The organism is Paenibacillus sp. OK003 (assembly GCF_900109515.1).
GTDB lineage: Bacteria > Bacillota > Bacilli > Paenibacillales > Paenibacillaceae > Paenibacillus > Paenibacillus marchantiae.
This window is the reverse complement of sequence record NZ_FOBD01000018.1, coordinates 1-17826: the sequence shown is the minus strand read 5'-3', so window position 1 is coordinate 17826 and position 17826 is coordinate 1. Positions and strand designations below refer to the sequence as shown.

Annotated in this window: 12 protein-coding genes and 1 rRNA gene; 12 read left to right on the top strand and 1 reads right to left on the bottom strand. The window is 45.8% G+C overall.

The window, feature by feature from the left end; translation table 11 throughout:
- Nucleotides 1-657 precede the first annotated feature (657 nt).
- The 9 genes from BMW94_RS23895 (at nt 658) to gyrB (ending at nt 11783) form a co-directional block, all read left to right on the top strand.
- Nucleotides 658-1332, top strand: coding sequence for a GntR family transcriptional regulator (locus BMW94_RS23895; protein WP_091001332.1), 675 nt, complete (start codon nt 658-660; stop codon nt 1330-1332).
- 255 nt (nt 1333-1587) lie between these two features.
- Complete coding sequence (locus BMW94_RS23890; RefSeq protein WP_091001331.1) at nt 1588-2949, top strand: GntP family permease; 1362 nt, start codon at nt 1588-1590, stop codon at nt 2947-2949.
- A gap of 86 nt (nt 2950-3035) precedes the next feature.
- Nucleotides 3036-4583, top strand: coding sequence for a gluconokinase (gene gntK, locus BMW94_RS23885; RefSeq protein ID WP_091001330.1), 1548 nt, complete (start codon nt 3036-3038; stop codon nt 4581-4583).
- Between the two features lie 770 nt (nt 4584-5353).
- Nucleotides 5354-6700: a chromosomal replication initiator protein DnaA gene (dnaA, locus tag BMW94_RS23880; RefSeq protein WP_024629513.1), complete on the top strand. Its 1347-nt coding sequence runs from the start codon at nt 5354-5356 to the stop codon at nt 6698-6700.
- Nucleotides 6701-6920: 220 nt separating this feature from the next.
- Nucleotides 6921-8063, top strand: a complete 1143-nt coding sequence (gene dnaN, locus BMW94_RS23875; protein WP_091001329.1) for a DNA polymerase III subunit beta — start codon at nt 6921-6923, stop codon at nt 8061-8063.
- 16 nt (nt 8064-8079) lie between these two features.
- Entirely contained in the window at nt 8080-8295 is a 216-nt protein-coding gene (yaaA, locus tag BMW94_RS23870) for a S4 domain-containing protein YaaA (protein ID WP_024629511.1), read from the top strand.
- Between the two features lie 56 nt (nt 8296-8351).
- A complete protein-coding gene (gene recF / locus BMW94_RS23865; protein ID WP_024629510.1) occupies nt 8352-9464 on the top strand; it encodes a DNA replication/repair protein RecF in 1113 nt (370 codons plus the stop codon).
- A 13-nt stretch (nt 9465-9477) separates the two neighbouring features.
- Entirely contained in the window at nt 9478-9726 is a 249-nt protein-coding gene (gene remB, locus BMW94_RS23860) for an extracellular matrix regulator RemB (protein ID WP_017691405.1), read from the top strand.
- Between the two features lie 146 nt (nt 9727-9872).
- Nucleotides 9873-11783 carry a DNA topoisomerase (ATP-hydrolyzing) subunit B gene (gene gyrB / locus BMW94_RS23855; protein WP_091001328.1) on the top strand — a complete coding sequence of 637 codons (1911 nt, stop codon included), beginning with the start codon at nt 9873-9875 and terminating at the stop codon, nt 11781-11783.
- An 88-nt stretch (nt 11784-11871) separates the two neighbouring features.
- On the opposite strand, the gene BMW94_RS23850 is transcribed toward gyrB, so the two are convergent.
- On the bottom strand, nt 11872-12816 hold the full coding sequence (locus tag BMW94_RS23850) for a YheC/YheD family protein (protein ID WP_091001327.1): 945 nt from the start codon (nt 12814-12816) through the stop codon (nt 11872-11874).
- Between the two features lie 426 nt (nt 12817-13242).
- Here BMW94_RS23850 and gyrA point away from each other — a divergent pair, with 426 nt between their 5' ends.
- The 3 genes from gyrA to BMW94_RS23835 all read left to right on the top strand — a co-directional run.
- On the top strand, nt 13243-15798 hold the full coding sequence (gene gyrA, locus BMW94_RS23845; protein WP_091001326.1) for a DNA gyrase subunit A: 2556 nt from the start codon (nt 13243-13245) through the stop codon (nt 15796-15798).
- A gap of 216 nt (nt 15799-16014) precedes the next feature.
- Nucleotides 16015-17133 carry an HD-GYP domain-containing protein gene (locus BMW94_RS23840; RefSeq protein ID WP_091001325.1) on the top strand — a complete coding sequence of 373 codons (1119 nt, stop codon included), beginning with the start codon at nt 16015-16017 and terminating at the stop codon, nt 17131-17133.
- A 600-nt stretch (nt 17134-17733) separates the two neighbouring features.
- Nucleotides 17734-17826 (top strand): 16S ribosomal RNA (locus BMW94_RS23835); the annotation flags it as partial.

Below are 17826 nucleotides of genomic sequence, written 5' to 3'. Positions count from 1 at the left end.
TCCTTTTAATGCCTATTCCCCCTGCCTGAACGGCCGTGGATGCTTACCCCTGTTTATAACCTTCATAAAGCAGCATTTAGAAGCTCCAAAAGTTATCCCCAAGTTCCGTTTTATTCATCAAAAATCATCTTGTACGGTTATCCACACCCCTTAGCCCCCTTAATTCTATCTTTCGTTATCATTTCAAGTTATTCACATGTGGATAAAGATTATTTAACGTTGATATACGGTTTCATTGACCCTGCTTTCGGTTAATATTCCTACGTTTCTGAAGAACTATAGTGTTGCAGCTATCCATTAGATGAACAACATGTTTTAGCTTTCGAAATGACATACTTTAAATTTAATGTATCCGCTTTATTCTTATGGTTTACAAGTTTTCGAGAAAGGTGTAGGATAAAAATCACATCTTGTATACAAGTATACTTATGCGAAATGGCAGTTCATATCTAGACTCATTTAAAGGAAGACAATTAATTCCTCTAGCTCTTTGATAAATCCATTTGAATCCGTATGACGTTCCTAAAGTCAGCGCGTACACATGGCATACTGCCATTTATTCTCGCTATAAGGATTAGTCTAAAACGATCAATTGGCAAAATAGTTGTGCTATGATCAGTATTGAACTGATTACTTATAATAGGAGCGTTAGCCATTATGCTGTTTCCTTCATCCTGGCTTCAGGGAGCTTCCCGCGGGGAAGCCATTGCCTGCGAATTAAGACTGCGGATCATTAGCGGAACCCTTCGTCCTGGCGAAGTTTTGTCAGAAAATCGGATTGCCGCTGATTTTGACAGCAGTCGATCACCTGTACGTGAAGCGTTAAGAACATTGTCGAATGAAGGGCTCATCCGGCTGGAGCGTATGGGTGTTGTTGTCATTGGATTGAAAATTAAAGATGTTGAGGAATTGTACGATGTGCGTTTCCTGATTGAAAGTTTTGTGCAGCAGCGGCTCGCGGGGGATGTCCCAGAACAATTGATTACCCAATTAAGCAATGTGATAGACAAAATGGACTTGGCTGGACGCCATCAGGATGCGGTTGAATTCGCATATCAGGATCTCACCTTTCACGAGACTATTATCGAAGCCGCCCAGCATTCGCGTATTTTACATCTATGGAAAAGCATTCGTTATGTTGTCATGACGGTTATGCTGCTCACCACCCGCAGGGTCTTTATTCAGGGCGAGCATAAAATAAGCGCTGTAATTGGTAAACATCGTTTGCTGATTGAAGCACTTGAATCAGGTGATAAGGCACGCATCCAAGCTGGAGTCCGCACGTATTTTCAGGATTCAGGCAAGACGCTGCACGAAAGCTTTGATTCCTAATGCCATGCTGATAAAATTACATCCACCTTATGGCATATCTGTGCAGGGGTTCGCAATCATATCCGTTGTGAATGATTGCCCCCTAACTTGTCGACAAGTATACAAAATGCGATTTCTTTCAATTTTTTGGGGCATATTAAGAGGACTTAAATGGATTTAAGCTTCCCCGGCTAGATGAATCGTAAAGTGCCTTCCCTCCGCCTGATCAAGGATCGGTTGTAAGCGTTATATATCATAAAAAAAGGAGCATACCTCATGAGCACTCTTTTTGGGTTATCCCATAATGCAACATTATTGGTCTGGACATTGATTGCGATTGTCTTCCTAATCGTGTTGATCTCCAAATATAAATGGAATCCTTTCATTACCCTTTTAATATCTGCATTAATGCTTGGTTTACTTACAGGCATGAAACCCGCGGATGTCATTTCCTCCATTACGGGAGGACTTGGTGGAACACTTGGAACCATCGCCATCGTTATTGGTCTGGGCACCATGCTTGGTAAGATGATGGCTGAATCCGGCGGAGCCGAGCGTATTGCTACCACACTGGTAGATCGTTTTGGTGTGAAACGTGTGCACTGGGCGATGATGATTGTTGGATTTATTGTCGGTATTCCAGTTTTCTTCGAAGTCGGCGTTATTTTGCTGATTCCGATCATTTTCACCGTTGCACGTAAAACCAATATGTCTCTGCTGCAGATCGGTATTCCGATTTTGGCAGGTCTCTCTACTGTACATGGTCTAGTTCCACCTCACCCGGCTCCCATGATTGCCATCGAAGCGTTCAGCGCCGATTTGGGTAAAACGATCTTGTACTCCCTTATTGTAGGTATCCCGACTGCTATTATCGCTGGACCTCTGTTTGGTAAATTTATCGGTAAAAGAATACATACCGAACCACCTGCAGAGCTGGCTGAGCAATTTGCTACGAAAAAAAGTGACAACTTGCCCGGTTTCGGAATAACCCTGTTTACCATTTTGCTGCCGGTCATTTTGATGCTCATTGGCTCTATCGCCAATATCGTAGATCCTGACGCCACAAGCGGATTTACCGTTTTCTGTGAATTTATTGGCCATGAAATTATAGCCCTGCTGATCTCCGTCGTGTTCGCCCTCTTTTCACTCGGATTCTCACGCGGGTTCAACAAACATGATATCTCCCGCTTCACCAGTGAATGTCTGGCGCCTACGGCGACCATCATTCTCATTATTGGCGGTGGCGGTGCGTTCAAACAGGTGTTGATCAATAGTGGCGTAGGTAATGCCATTGCCGAGGTCGCCACACATGCCAACATTAACGTGATCCTGTTCGCCTGGCTTGTAGCCGCACTCATTCGGGTTGCTACCGGTTCAGCAACTGTGGCCATGACGACAGCAGCTGGTATTGTAGCTCCGGTCCTTGCCCTAACGCCTGGTGCCAATATTGAGCTTGTCGTACTCGCTACCGGTGCAGGTTCACTTGTCCTCTCCCACGTGAACGATGCAGGCTTCTGGATGATCAAAGAATTCTTCAATATGAGCGTCTCACAGACTCTCAAGACGTGGACCGTTATGGAAACACTATTATCGGTTGTTGGACTGATCTTTATTTTGCTGCTGAGTACAGTCGTATAAATTGAACACCTATATAGAAGAAGAAAATAAATTCACAACATTAGAGCTTTAATTCTACGGGTACAAAAGAAAGAAGGTTTATGTAAATGAATAACTATATGATTGGTATGGATATCGGTACGACCAGTACCAAATCCGTACTCTTTACGGAACAGGGTGAAGTTGTAAGCACGTCGACTCAGGAATATCCTTTATACACCCCAGCTCCAGATGTCGCTGAGCAGGATCCAGAACAAATTGTGCAGGCTGCCCTTCGCTCCGTACGCGGCGTGATGGATCAAAGCGGCGTAGCTGCGGAACACATTATGTTCGTGTCCTGCAGCTCTGCCATGCACAGTGTTATTGCGATGGGACAAGATGGTATGCCCCTCACTCGCTGCATCACTTGGGCTGACAACCGGAGTGCTGCCTGGGCTGCCCAGCTGCAAGAAAATGGACGGGGCCATCGTATCTATCTGCGAACAGGTACACCGATCCACCCCATGTCGCCATTGACCAAATTAATGTGGCTGCGCCATGATGAACCTGAACTTTTTCGACGCACCGCCAAATTTATCTCTATCAAAGAATATTTGTTCTTCCGTCTGTTCGGTCAATATGTCGTGGATCACTCCATCGCCTCTTGTACAGGCCTGCTCAATCTGGAACAACTGGATTGGGATGCCGAAGCACTTGAGGTTGCAGGCATTACACCTGACCATCTATCGCAGCTCGTACCGACCACACATACTATAGAGGGAATGGATCGTACATGGGCTGAAAAAATGGCTCTCTCCCCCTCTACTCCCTTCGTCATCGGTGCAAGTGACGGGGTATTGTCCAATCTCGGTGTGAACGCCATTGAGCCTGGCGTTGTTGCAGCAACGATCGGCACCAGCGGCGCGATTCGCACCGTCGTTGACCGTCCTGTTACCGATCCAAAAGGTAGAACGTTCTGTTATGCCCTCACCGAGAATCTTTGGGTGATCGGTGGACCTGTGAATAACGGTGGCATGCTTTTCCGCTGGGTACGGGATGAATTCGCTGCCTCGGAAGTGGAAACAGCCAAACGGCTCGGCATCAATTCCTATGATGTACTCACCAAGATTGCTGAACGCGTCAGCCCGGGTTCGGAAGGGCTTCTATTTCACCCATACCTTTCAGGGGAACGTGCCCCTTTATGGAATCCGGACGCCCGAGGTTCCTTCTTTGGTTTGACCCTTCACCACCAGAAAGAGCATATGATCCGTTCCGTTTTGGAAGGGGTTATTTTCAACCTGTATACGGTACTGCTGGCCATGGAGGAGCAGATCGGACAACCTACCTCCATTCAGGCAACAGGTGGTTTCGCTCGTTCCCCACTCTGGCGTCAGATGATGTCCGATATATTCAACCAGGAAGTCATTGTGCCTGAGAGCTTCGAAAGTTCCTGTCTGGGGGCCGTCGTGCTCGGTCTTTATGCTACAGGGAGAATTGAGTCGCTTCATGCCGTTTCATCCATGGTAGGTACAACGCATAAGCATACCCCTATCAAAGAACATGCATCGATCTACCGGGAGCTGCTCCCCATCTTTATTCGTATTTCGCGAAAATTGGAAGAAGAATATGCAGACATCGCGGAATTCCAACGTAAATTTTCCGCTCATATCGAGTAAATTATCCCTTTTATAACCACCAAAAAGAGGTTGTTCTCTTAGACCACCATTACGGTCTTAAAGAACAACCTCTTTTTGGCATAAACAAATCTGCTGCAATGGAGTCACATCCATCTCCACTGTTTGCGCGCATATCCAGCCTACCTCTTTTAGGAATAAATTCTACGTTCAGTTCATATAAATCAGTAAACGCTCCTTCCGTTCAACAGGGCTCTCCTTGAGCTCGGATGTTTTTCATTTTGTCGTTTCCTCAATTCAACTCTTCGAAAACGGAAAACGGGCATGAAGAGTCACTCCCCTGTAAATCCCCAAAACGGCCATTTTCACTTTACGGTTATCCACAGAGAGGTTATTCACAAACAGAGAATACTTTTACACACAATTCAGCATCATTTGACGAATAACCTGTGTATAAAATAATTTGGGTTTTTGGGTCATCTTGTCGAAAGTTAAACAATTTATAAACAATATATTGTGTTGTGATTAAAAATTATACACAAGTTGTTGAATTTGTGGATAAAATCACGCGATACATTGAAATGCCGGGCTTCTTTTGCTATGATTGTATTACTTTTGGATGTGAATATGTGATCTGACCCATAATATTATCAACAGCCTGTGGATAAAGTTGTGAACAATTTTAAGTTGTTCATTCTTTTTTTGTTTTCGACCTGCGGGGGTTTGGGGATAAATTCAACAATATATCTCGTATTTCGACACTGCATCATGGCTTAAGCCACACTTGGAACATGTAAAAGGAGTGACAGTCTGTGGACAGCCATACTTCTGATTTATGGCAGCAAATTTTATCAATTATACAAAACAAGCTCAGCAAACCCAGCTTTGACACTTGGTTCAAAGCAACCAAAGCGACCAAGCTGAATGATCGTTCGATCGTCATATCCGCACCAACCACGTTTGCCGTCGAATGGCTGGAGAGCCGTTACACCAAACTGGTTGGATCGACGGTATATGAGCTGCTTGGCAAACAGGTCGATGTGAAATTTGTCATCGAGGAGAACAAGCCTGCTGAACCGGACCCTCAACTGCCAGCGCCAACGCCTACAGTTGTTCAGGAAGAAGCGGTACTCAGCATGCTGAATCCAAAATATACATTCGATACTTTTGTCATTGGGCCGGGCAACCGTTTTGCCCACGCCGCATCGCTGGCGGTCGCTGAAGCGCCCGCCAAAGCATACAATCCTCTGTTTCTCTATGGAGGGGTAGGTCTCGGCAAAACTCACTTGATGCATGCGATCGGACATTACGTCCTGGAGCATGATCCGGGCAGCAAAGTTGTTTATTTGTCATCTGAGAAATTCACGAACGAATTCATTAACTCGATCCGTGACAACCGCGGGGAGAGCTTCCGTAACAAATACCGTAGTGTCGATATTCTGCTCATTGATGATATTCAGTTCTTGGCTGGAAAAGAATCGACGCAAGAGGAATTTTTCCATACGTTTAATGCGCTGCATGAGGAACGGAAACAGATCATCATCTCCAGCGACAGACCGCCGAAGGAAATTCCGACCCTGGAAGAACGGCTTCGTTCCCGTTTTGAATGGGGGTTAATTACGGATATCCAGCCTCCAGATCTGGAGACACGGATTGCTATTTTGCGTAAAAAAGCTCGTGCGGAAAATCTGGATATTCCGAATGAGGCGATGATGTATATCGCCAACCAGATTGATACCAATATTCGTGAGCTGGAAGGTGCCCTGATTCGGGTTGTTGCCTATTCTTCGCTGACTAATCAAGATGTAACCACTCATCTAGCAGCTGAAGCTCTGAAGGATATTATTCCTTCCAGTCGTCCGAAAATGATCACTATTCACGACATCCAACAAAAGGTCGGCGAGTATTACAGCCTTAAGCTTGAAGATTTCAAAGCACGGAAACGGACCAAGGCCGTTGCGTTCCCAAGACAGATTGCTATGTATCTCTCTCGTGAACTTACAGACTTTTCTCTGCCCAAAATCGGTGAAGCATTTGGAGGGCGAGATCATACCACCGTCATCCATGCGCACGAAAAGATCTCCCAGGCGATTAAAGTCGATCAGGATCTCTATAAAGTTATCAACAACTTAACCGAAAAAATTAAGAATCCAACCTGAATAAGTCCCAAGCCTGTGCACAACGTATACACATGTGGATAGGCTTGGGCTTATGGGTTTATACCCACTTATCCACATATTCAGTGCCCCTATTACTATTATTACTATAAAGATCTAAAAGATATCATCTCCAAATACGCGATTTTGAAGCTTAGCCTTCGGCCTTTGAAAAACACCTTTCAACAACCAAACAACCAAAAAATCAGCTAGGAGTGAAACCATGAAAATCAGCATAATGAAAAACTATTTAAACGATTCCATACAGCAAGTATCCAAAGCGATCTCGAGCCGTACGACGATTCCAATTCTGAGCGGTATCAAATTCGACGTTAATCATCAAGGTGTGACGTTGACAGCAAGCGACACCGATATTTCAATTCAATCCTTCATCCCGCTTGAAGATGGAGATAAAAGTGTTGTTCAGGTGGAACAACCAGGCAGCGTTGTACTACCAGCCAAGTTTTTTGTCGAGATCATCAAAAAGCTGCCTTCCCAAGAAGTGCACATGGAGGTCAAAGAAAACTTCAACACCTTTATATCCGCAGGAGCTACCGAAATTCAACTGGTTGGTCTTGATCCGGAAGAATTCCCAGTATTGCCAAGCATCGAAGAAAACCAAACCGTCTCCATTCCAGGAGATTTGCTCAAAAATATGATCAAACAAACCGTATTCTCCATTTCCACACATGAAACTACGCCGATTCTGACAGGTGTACTCTGGAGTTTGGGTGACAATGAACTGAAATTTGTGGCAACGGACCGTCACCGTCTTGCTACTCGTTCAGCAATGCTGGATAATGCAGAAGGTGTGCGATTCAACAATGTGGTGATCTCTGGTAAAACGCTGAACGAACTCAGCAAAATCGTGCCCGATCAAAATACACTTGTGGATATCGTTGTTGCTGATAATCAAGTCCTCTTCAAAATTGACCGTGTTCTGTTCTATTCGCGCATTTTGGACGGAACTTATCCGGATACTTCTAGAATTATTCCAACTTCGTACAAAACAGAACTCGTTTTGGATACAAAAAAATTAAGTGAATCTATCGACCGGGCTTATTTGCTGTCGCGTGAAGAAAAAACAAATATTGTGCGGATGCAAACGATGGATTCCGGAACAATCGAAATTTCTTCAAGCTCTTCCGAGCTGGGAAAAGTAAGAGAAGAGATCGAACCTGCCGACTTTAACGGCGAACCGCTGAAAATCTCGTTCAACTCCAAATATATGCTGGATGTGCTGAAAGTGGTGGAGAGTGAGCAGCTGATGATCGCTTTCACTGGTGTCATGAGCCCGATCATCCTGAAACCGCTGGACGACAGTCACAGCTTGTACGTCATATTGCCTTACCGGACGACCAACTAACGAGAGGAAGATCATAGTGAACCAAGTAGCGATTCGTACGGAATATATTAAGCTTGACCAATTTTTGAAACTGGCTGATTGCATCCCAACCGGAGGTATGGCCAAAGCACTGCTTCAGGACGGACTTGTACGTGTGAATAAAGAGCCTGAGGAACGCCGGGGACGCAAGTTATACCCTGGGGATATCGTTGAGGTGGACGGAGAAGGTTCGTTCGAAGTTGTCGCACAATAGAAGACCAGTTAGATCCTGCTGCCTCCTGACGGACGGGATAAAAGGGAGGTTACCGCGTGTTTGTAAACAGCATAGATCTGCAGCAATTCCGCAATTATGAACATCTGAGACTGGATTCTTTTGGTCCTGTTAATCTTCTGATCGGGCAAAATGCCCAAGGCAAGACCAATCTTGCAGAAGCCATTTTTGTGCTTGCACTCACTAAGAGCCACCGTACATCCCGCGACAAGGAACTGATTCGTTTCGGTGAAGAACGCGCGAGGCTTGCAGCAGAGGTCGACAAAAAGTACGGATCGGTCAAGCTCGAGCTATCTTTGTCGCAACAAGGCAAAAAAGCAAAGATTAACGGATTGGAACAGCGCAAGCTGAGTGATTTTGTCGGAGCGCTTAATGTGGTGATGTTTGCACCGGAAGATCTTGAGATTGTCAAAGGCACACCGGGGGTACGCCGCCGGTTTCTTGACATGGAGATTGGTCAGGTGGCTCCAGGTTATCTGTATCATCTGCAGCAATATCAAAAAGTGCTCGTCCAGCGTAACAATCTGCTCAAGCAATTATGGGGGCAGAATGCTTCAGCCCAGACCATGCTTGAAGTATGGAATGAACAACTGGTGGAGCATGGTGTTAAAATCGTCAAAAAAAGGAAACAATTCATAAAGAAACTACAAAAGTGGGCCGAAACGATTCATCAGGGCATCACCGGAGGCGGAGAAGTCCTACGCCTGGCCTACCTTCCTTCCTTCAGCGAAGCCGCTGAGGAAGATGAAGCTGTCTTAATGGACCAATTTATGATAAAATTATCACAAATGAAAGAGCAGGAGATTCGCCGAGGCACAACGCTTAGTGGGCCGCATCGGGATGACCTGTCCTTTTTCATTAACGATCGGGAAGTACAAACGTATGGCTCCCAGGGGCAGCAGCGCACAACGGCGTTGTCTCTTAAACTTGCGGAAATTGAACTGATTCATGAAGAAATCGGAGAATATCCGGTCCTGCTGCTGGACGATGTACTGTCTGAACTCGATCCTTTTCGTCAGACGCAGCTGATCGAAACGTTCCAGAGCAAGGTGCAAACCTTTATTACGGCTACCGGCATTGAGAGTCTGAACGTTGACAAACTCAAAGATGCCAGTATTTATCACGTTCATGCCGGACAGGTTGAACGCTAAGGAGTGAGGGCTTATGTACATTCATCTGGGCGGTGAGAAGATTATCCGATCTTCCGAATTGGTCGCTATTTTTGATATATCGATTGAAAAATCCTCAAAAATTTCCAAGCAGTATGTCACGCATGCCGAGCAGGAAAAAACAGTGGAGCATATTGGTGAAGAGGAAGCCAAGTCCATTGTCGTGACCAAAAACATTGTGTACTACTCGCCTATTTCCTCAGCTACGCTCAAGAAGCGAGCTCATATTTTTCCTGATCTCTAGCCTATTGGCGGTATGAGTTATTGTACATTTTGCTGCTTGTTTTTATTTAGATTGCTTACTGGAATTAAGGGAATATGTTCATTTCAGCATGCATTCTTAGTTAACGCATATTTACGATATTGAATCTATAGAAGTAGGTGAAAGGCATGTCTATGAATCAACCGTCATATGATGCGAATGAAATTCAGGTCCTTGAAGGACTGGAAGCCGTACGTAAGCGTCCGGGTATGTATATCGGTTCCACCAGTGCCAAGGGCCTGCATCATCTGGTCTGGGAAGTAGTGGACAACAGTATCGACGAAGCGCTGGCAGGCTACTGTGACCATATCGAGGTCAGTATCCATGAAGATAACAGCGTAACAGTCGTCGATAACGGACGGGGTATTCCTGTCGGCGAACATGCCAAAATGAAACGTCCTGCACTTGAAGTCGTTATGACTGTTCTTCATGCGGGCGGTAAATTTGGCGGCGGCGGGTATAAAGTATCCGGTGGTTTGCACGGTGTAGGTGTATCCGTTGTGAATGCCCTCTCTGAAAAAGTGGTTGTTACGGTTAAACGTGAGGGACATATCTACCAACAGGAATACCGTCGCGGTGCTCCGCAATATGACCTGAAAACGATTGGTACAACGGAGGATACGGGAACAACGGTTACCTTCCATCCGGATCCGGAAATCTTCACGGAAACAAGAGTATATGACTATGAAACTTTACTGACTCGTATTCGTGAACTCGCGTTCCTGAATAAGGGCATTGGTATGACCTTAACTGATGAGCGTACGGGTGTAACCAACTCGTTCCTGTATGAAGGCGGTATTATCGAGTATGTCTCCTTCCTGAACCAGAAGCGCGAAGTCTTGCACGAAAACCCGATTTACGTGGAAGGGTCAAGAGATAACATCCAGGTGGAAGTTGCGTTGCAATACAATGACAACTACACCGAGAATATTTATTCTTTTGCGAACAACATCAACACACATGAGGGCGGAACGCACGAATCCGGATTTAAGAGCGCCCTTACCCGGATTATCAATGATTATGCGCGCAAAGCGGGCGTAATCAAAGACAGCACAGGTAACCTGTCCGGGGATGATGTACGTGAAGGTTTGACAGCGATCATCTCGGTCAAGATCCCTGAACCGCAATTTGAGGGACAGACCAAGACGAAGCTGGGTAACAGTGAAGTGCGCGGAATTGTCGAATCCCTGTTTGCTGAGAAGCTGCAGGAGTTCCTGGAAGAGAATCCTTCCGTATCCCGTCGCATTTTGGAAAAAGGACTGCAAGCTGCCCGTGCACGTGAAGCAGCTCGTAAAGCACGTGAACTGACACGTCGTAAAGGTGCACTCGAAGTCAGCTCTTTGCCAGGTAAATTGGCCGACTGTTCATCCAAGGATGCTTCAATCAGCGAGTTGTACATCGTCGAAGGTGACTCCGCTGGTGGATCAGCGAAGCAAGGACGAGATCGTCATTTCCAAGCGATTTTGCCACTGCGTGGTAAGATTCTGAACGTGGAAAAAGCACGCCTGGACCGGATTTTGGGTAATGCGGAGATCAGAGCGATCATTACCGCAATGGGTACAGGAATTGGTGATGACTTCGATATTGCCAAAGCACGTTATCACAAAATCATTTTGATGACGGATGCCGACGTCGATGGCGCCCACATTCGGACATTGCTTCTGACATTCCTCTATCGCTATATGCGCAAGATCATTGAGGCAGGTTATGTATACATTGCTCAACCGCCATTGTTCAAGATTGAGCGCAATAAAGTGATTCGTTATGCCGGTTCCGAGAAGGAACGCGATGAAATTATTGCAACTCTCGGCGAAAATGCGAAGTTCAATATCCAGCGGTATAAAGGTCTCGGTGAGATGAATGCCGGACAACTGTGGGAAACGACGATGGACCCTGAAAGCCGGACCATGCTTCAAGTATCGATCGGCGATGCGATGCTGGCCGATGCCATGTTCGACACCCTGATGGGAGATAATGTTGAACCTCGTCGTGACTTTATTCAGGAAAATGCAAAATACGTGAAAAACCTCGACATCTAACGATATTCGAAGGGGCGCCTGCGAAGGCGCCTCTTTTACATTATGGGGTTATAACATAGAAATTTTAGGGCGGTCTCTGGAGTGCCGGTTATCGGTGTGTACGGCTTTTGGCAGAGGATGCCTGGGCCTTTGGAGAGGTACGGGATGTTTTCCCTTTTTTGGAGGGTAATCGGCCGTACGCTCTCGCATAACGCTTGATTTTCCGATACGTTTCCTTATCAGGCAGCAGGCCAAAAGCATAGATACCCGGCAATGTGTTGACTTCAAGTATCCATGGCCGTCCTTCTTCATCCAGTGCGATATCGATACCAATCTCTTTGAGTCTGGGAAATGACCTCTGCAGCTGTACTGCGGTATGAATGCCTAAACGATATAGCTCACTGCGCAGTTGATGGAACCGATTTTGGTCAAAATGAGGGCGTACCACCTCGTCAAAGGTGGCCAGTCGTCCGCCGCCATGAATGTTGGTAATGATCTTGCCCGGCGCAGCAACCCTTCCTAGGATACCTGTCGTTTCCCAGTTTCGTTGTAGATTTTTCTGGGTCAATACCCGTAGGTCAAAAGGCAAATCATCATGTTTCATCAGCGGAATGCCTTGCTGAATAATGTAGTCCCGCTTCTGGATACGTTTTGTAAGCGCCAAATCCAGTTCATCGAGGGAATGGAAGTGTCTCTCCTCTGTCCCATATCGAAGCTCATACGTTGTCAGTGGGACCACAGCAGAGATCTCGGCACCGACATCAGCTGTGGGAGGGGAGAGTCGATCAACAGCGTTCTCCGATGTTTTTGCATCGGTAATCGAATCCTCCGGAAGAATTGGACTGGGGTTCATACGGGTGGTTTTTACACGCATGACGCCATTGCCGTAGGTTCCCCGATCCGGTTTGATATAGTTTGTCTCGAATAATTCAGTCATTCGTTCCAGGGTCTGGCGATTATATTGTCGTGTTACTGGTATATATTCATTCACATTACGGCTGCGTTGTAACACAGCTGTCTTGGTCCACTTGCTGGAGACACGCTGGATGCCCAAGTGCCATCAGTCCTTTCGTGTTTTGATGGGTTTTATAAGAGTGATAGACGCGGAGAAATCAAAGGACAAGAGATGATTTCAGTGGTATAATAGAGAAATATGGCGTTTTGTGCGGTTTTGTTGCACAGATGTAGTTTGATCGTAGAACGGGAACGGTCTAAGCCTGAATATACACAGTATATTTGCCGCTTTTTCTAGCATTGTATGTGCAAATGGGGAGGAAGGCAGGGCGAACCCCCAGACTCTCTAAAGTTCCCGGAAGAAAGGCTATTGCCCAGCGGACGTTTAATTGTTTACCTTTTGTGAAAGTAATATAATAAAGAGTAGCGTCCTTGTGCGGTTTTAGCCTTGTTAGGCTCTTCACATATAATTAATTTTTGAATGATTGAATGGAATGTTTGTTGAAGGACAAGAAGGAGGTCCAGCATGGCGGAAGAAATGAACTCGCAGATTAAAGATCGGGATATTGGCGTCGAGATGCGTGAATCGTTTATGGATTATGCGATGAGCATTATTGTGAGCCGTGCCTTACCTGACGTGCGTGACGGATTGAAGCCGGTTCACCGGCGTATTCTGTACGCAATGTCCGAGCTAGGCATGACACCCGATAAACCACATAAAAAATCAGCCAGAATCGTCGGCGAAGTTATCGGTAAGTATCACCCACACGGTGACTCTGCCGTATATGAAACGATGGTACGGATGGCACAGGATTTCTCCCTGCGCTACATGCACGTAGATGGACATGGTAACTTTGGATCGGTGGATGGCGATATGGCAGCAGCCATGCGTTATACGGAAGCCCGGTTGTCCAAGATTGCGATGGAAATGCTCAGAGACATCAACAAGGATACGATTGACTTCCAGCCGAACTATGACGGTGAAGAAAGTGAACCTATCGTTCTGCCAGCTCGTTTTCCTAACTTGCTTGTCAATGGTGTCGGCGGGATTGCGGTAGGTATGGCGACCAACATTCCTCCTCATAACCTGGGGGAGGTCATTGACGGCGTACAGGCTATGATCAAAAATCCGGATATCACTTCCATGGAACTGATGGATTATATTCACGGACCAGACTTCCCAACTTCCGGTTATATTTTGGGACGCTCCGGTATTCGCCAGGCGTATCAAACCGGACGTGGTTCAGTAACGATGCGGGCCAAAACCAACATCGAAGAAAACAACAATAAAGCACGGATTATCGTTACGGAGCTTCCTTATCAGGTGAACAAGGCAAGACTCGTTGAGAAAATTGCTGAGTTAGTACGTGATAAAAAGATTGATGGTATTACGGATCTCCGTGATGAGTCTGACCGTAACGGTATGCGGATTGTGATTGAGCTTCGCAGAGACGTGAACCCGGGTGTAGTGCTGAACAACCTGTACAAGCATACAGCGATGCAGTCCACCTTTGGGATTAACATGCTCGCGATTGTAAATAAAGAACCTAAGATTCTGAATCTGCGTGAAGTGTTGTATCACTACTTGCAGCATCAGATTGAGGTTATACGCAGACGTACACAGTTCGAGCTGAAAAAAGCGGAAGCACGCGCACACATTCTGGAAGGTTTGCGTATCGCATTGGATCATATCGACGAGATTATTGCGTTGATTCGTTCATCCAGCAATACAGATGCAGCCAGAGAAGGTCTGATTGAGCGTTTCTCACTCAGTCATGATCAGGCTCAAGCTATCCTCGATATGCGTCTGCAACGTCTGACAGGTCTGGAACGTGAGCGCATCGAAAATGAGTATAACGAACTGATGGTCAAAATTAAGGAATATCGTGAAATTTTGGCCAACGAGCACCTGGTGCTCGAAATTATCAGCACGGAGCTGCAAGAAATCCGTGATCGCTTCAGCGATGATCGTCGTACCGAAATCACTGTAGGTGAAGAGAGCATTCTGGACGAGGATCTGATTCCGCGTGAAGAGGTTATCATCACTATTACCCACACAGGCTATGTGAAACGTCTGCCGGTATCCACATACCGCAGTCAGAAGCGTGGCGGACGTGGGGTTGTGGGAATGGACACCAAAGATACCGACTTTGTTGAGCATCTGTTTGTGACCAACTCCCATAATTACCTCATGTTCTTTACCGACAAAGGTAAAGTGTACCGTCTCAAAGCTTATGAGATTCCAGAGCTTGGACGTACAGCACGGGGAACGCCGATTATCAACCTGATTCAGATTGAGCAGGGTGAATCGGTCAATGCCGTAATTCCGGTTCAGGAATTCGAAAGTGATAAGTATCTGTTCTTTGCTACCCGTCAAGGGGTTGTGAAGAAGACACCACTGGAGGATTACACCAATATTCGCAAAGGCGGTCTGATCGGAATTTCCCTGCGTGATGATGATGCTCTTATTGATGTTAAGCTGACAGATGGGCAACAAGAGATCATTATGGGTACAGCTCACGGGATGTCCATCCGCTTCTCGGAAGGAAATGTTCGTTCCATGGGACGGAGTGCAACCGGGGTTAAAGGGATCACACTGGATGAGCAGGATGTCGTAATCGGCATGGACGTTGTAGATCAGGAACTGGATGTTCTGATTGTTACAGCCAAAGGTTACGGTAAACGTACCCCTGTCAGCGATTATCGGATGCAGACTCGTGGCGGTAAAGGGATAAAAACCATTAACGTCACAGATAAGAACGGTGCGGTAGTCAGCCTGAAAATGGTTAAGACGGAAGAGGATCTGATGATCATCACTTCCAGCGGTACGTTAATTCGGATGAGTATGGAAGGCATATCCACCATGGGTCGATACACGCAAGGCGTGAAGCTGATTCATATTCGCGATGAAGATGCCGTAGCTACAGTCAGCCGAATTGACAAGAATGAGGAAGAACCTGACGACGAAGAATGGCTTGAAGGTGCAGAAGCCGCTGATTCTGAAGGTCCAGAGTCAACTCTGGATGAGGACGCGGTTTCCGATGCTGAAGTTGAGGGCGATGATTCAGGTTCCGAAGCATAGGATCAATTTTCTATAACGAAAATCATTTCATGATTGTAATAAAGTTGAAGGGCTCCCATATGGGGGCCCTTTGTTATTTTACAGCTCCAGGACCATTCTCCTCGAAATCTAGGATGTACAGCCTGATTTTTGAGTAATATAATGGGAATTAACGTGAAAAACCGGGACTATGGTCTTGTTATCATTATAGAAGAATGATGAGTGAGGGGAATAAACATGGGATTAATCACCCTGTCTGAAGTCAAACCAGGACTTAAACTGGGAAATGACGTGCAAACGCTTCGTGGCAATGTGCTGTTTCAGAAGGGCAAAGTCATTTTGCCCAAAGATGTGGAAGTACTCAGAGCCTTTATGATTCATCAAGTGGATATCGAGCAAGAGAGAACAGGGACAAGCAGTGCAGGTTCTAAGGCTTCAACCGCATCTTCTGTCCATGCAACTATTGAGAAGAACGGAGAACGGGCAGGGAAAGTCAGCAGTGCAGTCTCAGCACCCGTATTACCTTCTCTGCATGAAGAGTATGAAAAGATGGTTGGACTGACCAAAAATGCTTTTCTATCCTCCCTGGCGGCTGAATTACCCGTATATGAGTTGCGTACACAGCTGGAGGCATTGTTTGTTCATCTCAAACAATATAATGTGCTTACCTTCAGTCCACGAGTGATGCAAGAACATGATTATGTTTATCACCATGCCGTCTTAAGTGCCATTACATCGTATCAGTTGGCCCAGTGGATGGATCTTCCGTCCAAAGACTGGATGCAGGTAGCTTTTGCAGGATTGTTCCATGATATTGGTAATAACAAAGTGGATCCACAGATCCTCCATAAACCCTCTACGTTAACTGCGTCAGAGCAGGCAGAGATCCGACAGCATACGAAGTATGGCTATCAGGTGCTGAAACAGGCGAAGGCCATCAATGAGGGAGCTAGACTTGCAGCGTTGCAGCATCATGAAAAAGTGGATGGATCGGGTTACCCGCTGCAGCTCAGCGGTACGCAGATTCATATCTATGCCAAAATTGTAGCTATCGCTGATATCTTCCACGCCATGACTCTGGAGAAGATCTATCGCAAGGCACAGTCACCGTATCTGGTACTTGAACAAATTCAGAGCGAGGCTTTTGGCAAATTGGATCCTGCCATCGTGAATGTATTCGTTCAGCGCTCCACACAGATCCACAACGGTATCCGAGTGAAGCTCAGCAATAATCAAATTGGTGAAATCGTATTCTCTGATCGGGATCATCCTACACGGCCGATGGTATCGGTAGAGGGAACAATCATCAATCTGATGCAGCAAAGGCAGCTACATATCCAGGAAGTCATTGGATAGCTTAATCTTCAGTTTATATAATAAAAATAGGCCTTTCCATATGGGGAGGCTTTTTATTGAAATTACTATGAGCTAGAGAAGCATGACCATTACAAGTAAAGGCGGAGGAAGTAATTCGCTCGCGATGTTAAGAAACCAGAATACTATTTAGAGGCTTAGCCAGATATGGCAACTATATATAGAGAGTATACAAATAGATAAATTAGTTGAAAATAAAGCTTGCATTCTAAATCTCTACATGGTATATTCTAATTCCGGCCAAGAAAACACAAGAAACACGGTGCGGCAAGCGAATGAAATAAGCTTCGAAAGAAACTTGAAAAAAGAGCTTGCAAAGTTGGTTCGGATGTGATAAGATATAAAAGTTGCTGAGGTGAACAACACACGGCAATCAAACAAGTTTGATCTTTGAAAACTGAACAACGAGTGAGTAAACATTCTGCTTGCAGAATGAACGCGAAAGTTCGAGACAAGCCTTGCTTGAATCGACTGGAGCACAAATGAGATTTTTAATCTCGTCAGTTTCAAAATGAGCTTATCGCTCTTTTCAATACCACCGATGATTTTCATAGCTTCTAACGATGCTTCTGAAATTCATCTTTATTGGAGAGTTTGATCCTGGCTCAGGACGAACGCTGGCGGCATGCCTAATACATGCAAGTCGAGCGGACTTGAAGAGAAGCTTGCTTCTCC

What these genes read in the sequence shown, in the direction of transcription:
- remB (WP_017691405.1), top strand. Translation starts at nt 9,478, where the DNA reads ATGTACATTCATCTGGGCGGTGAGAAGATTATCCGATCTTCCGAATTG.
- BMW94_RS23890 (WP_091001331.1), top strand. Translation starts at nt 1,588, where the DNA reads ATGAGCACTCTTTTTGGGTTATCCCATAATGCAACATTATTGGTCTGG.
- dnaN (WP_091001329.1), top strand. Translation starts at nt 6,921, where the DNA reads ATGAAAATCAGCATAATGAAAAACTATTTAAACGATTCCATACAGCAA.
- gntK (WP_091001330.1), top strand. Translation starts at nt 3,036, where the DNA reads ATGAATAACTATATGATTGGTATGGATATCGGTACGACCAGTACCAAA.
- BMW94_RS23895 (WP_091001332.1), top strand. Translation starts at nt 658, where the DNA reads ATGCTGTTTCCTTCATCCTGGCTTCAGGGAGCTTCCCGCGGGGAAGCC.
- gyrA (WP_091001326.1), top strand. Translation starts at nt 13,243, where the DNA reads ATGGCGGAAGAAATGAACTCGCAGATTAAAGATCGGGATATTGGCGTC.
- gyrB (WP_091001328.1), top strand. Translation starts at nt 9,873, where the DNA reads ATGTCTATGAATCAACCGTCATATGATGCGAATGAAATTCAGGTCCTT.
- BMW94_RS23840 (WP_091001325.1), top strand. Translation starts at nt 16,015, where the DNA reads ATGGGATTAATCACCCTGTCTGAAGTCAAACCAGGACTTAAACTGGGA.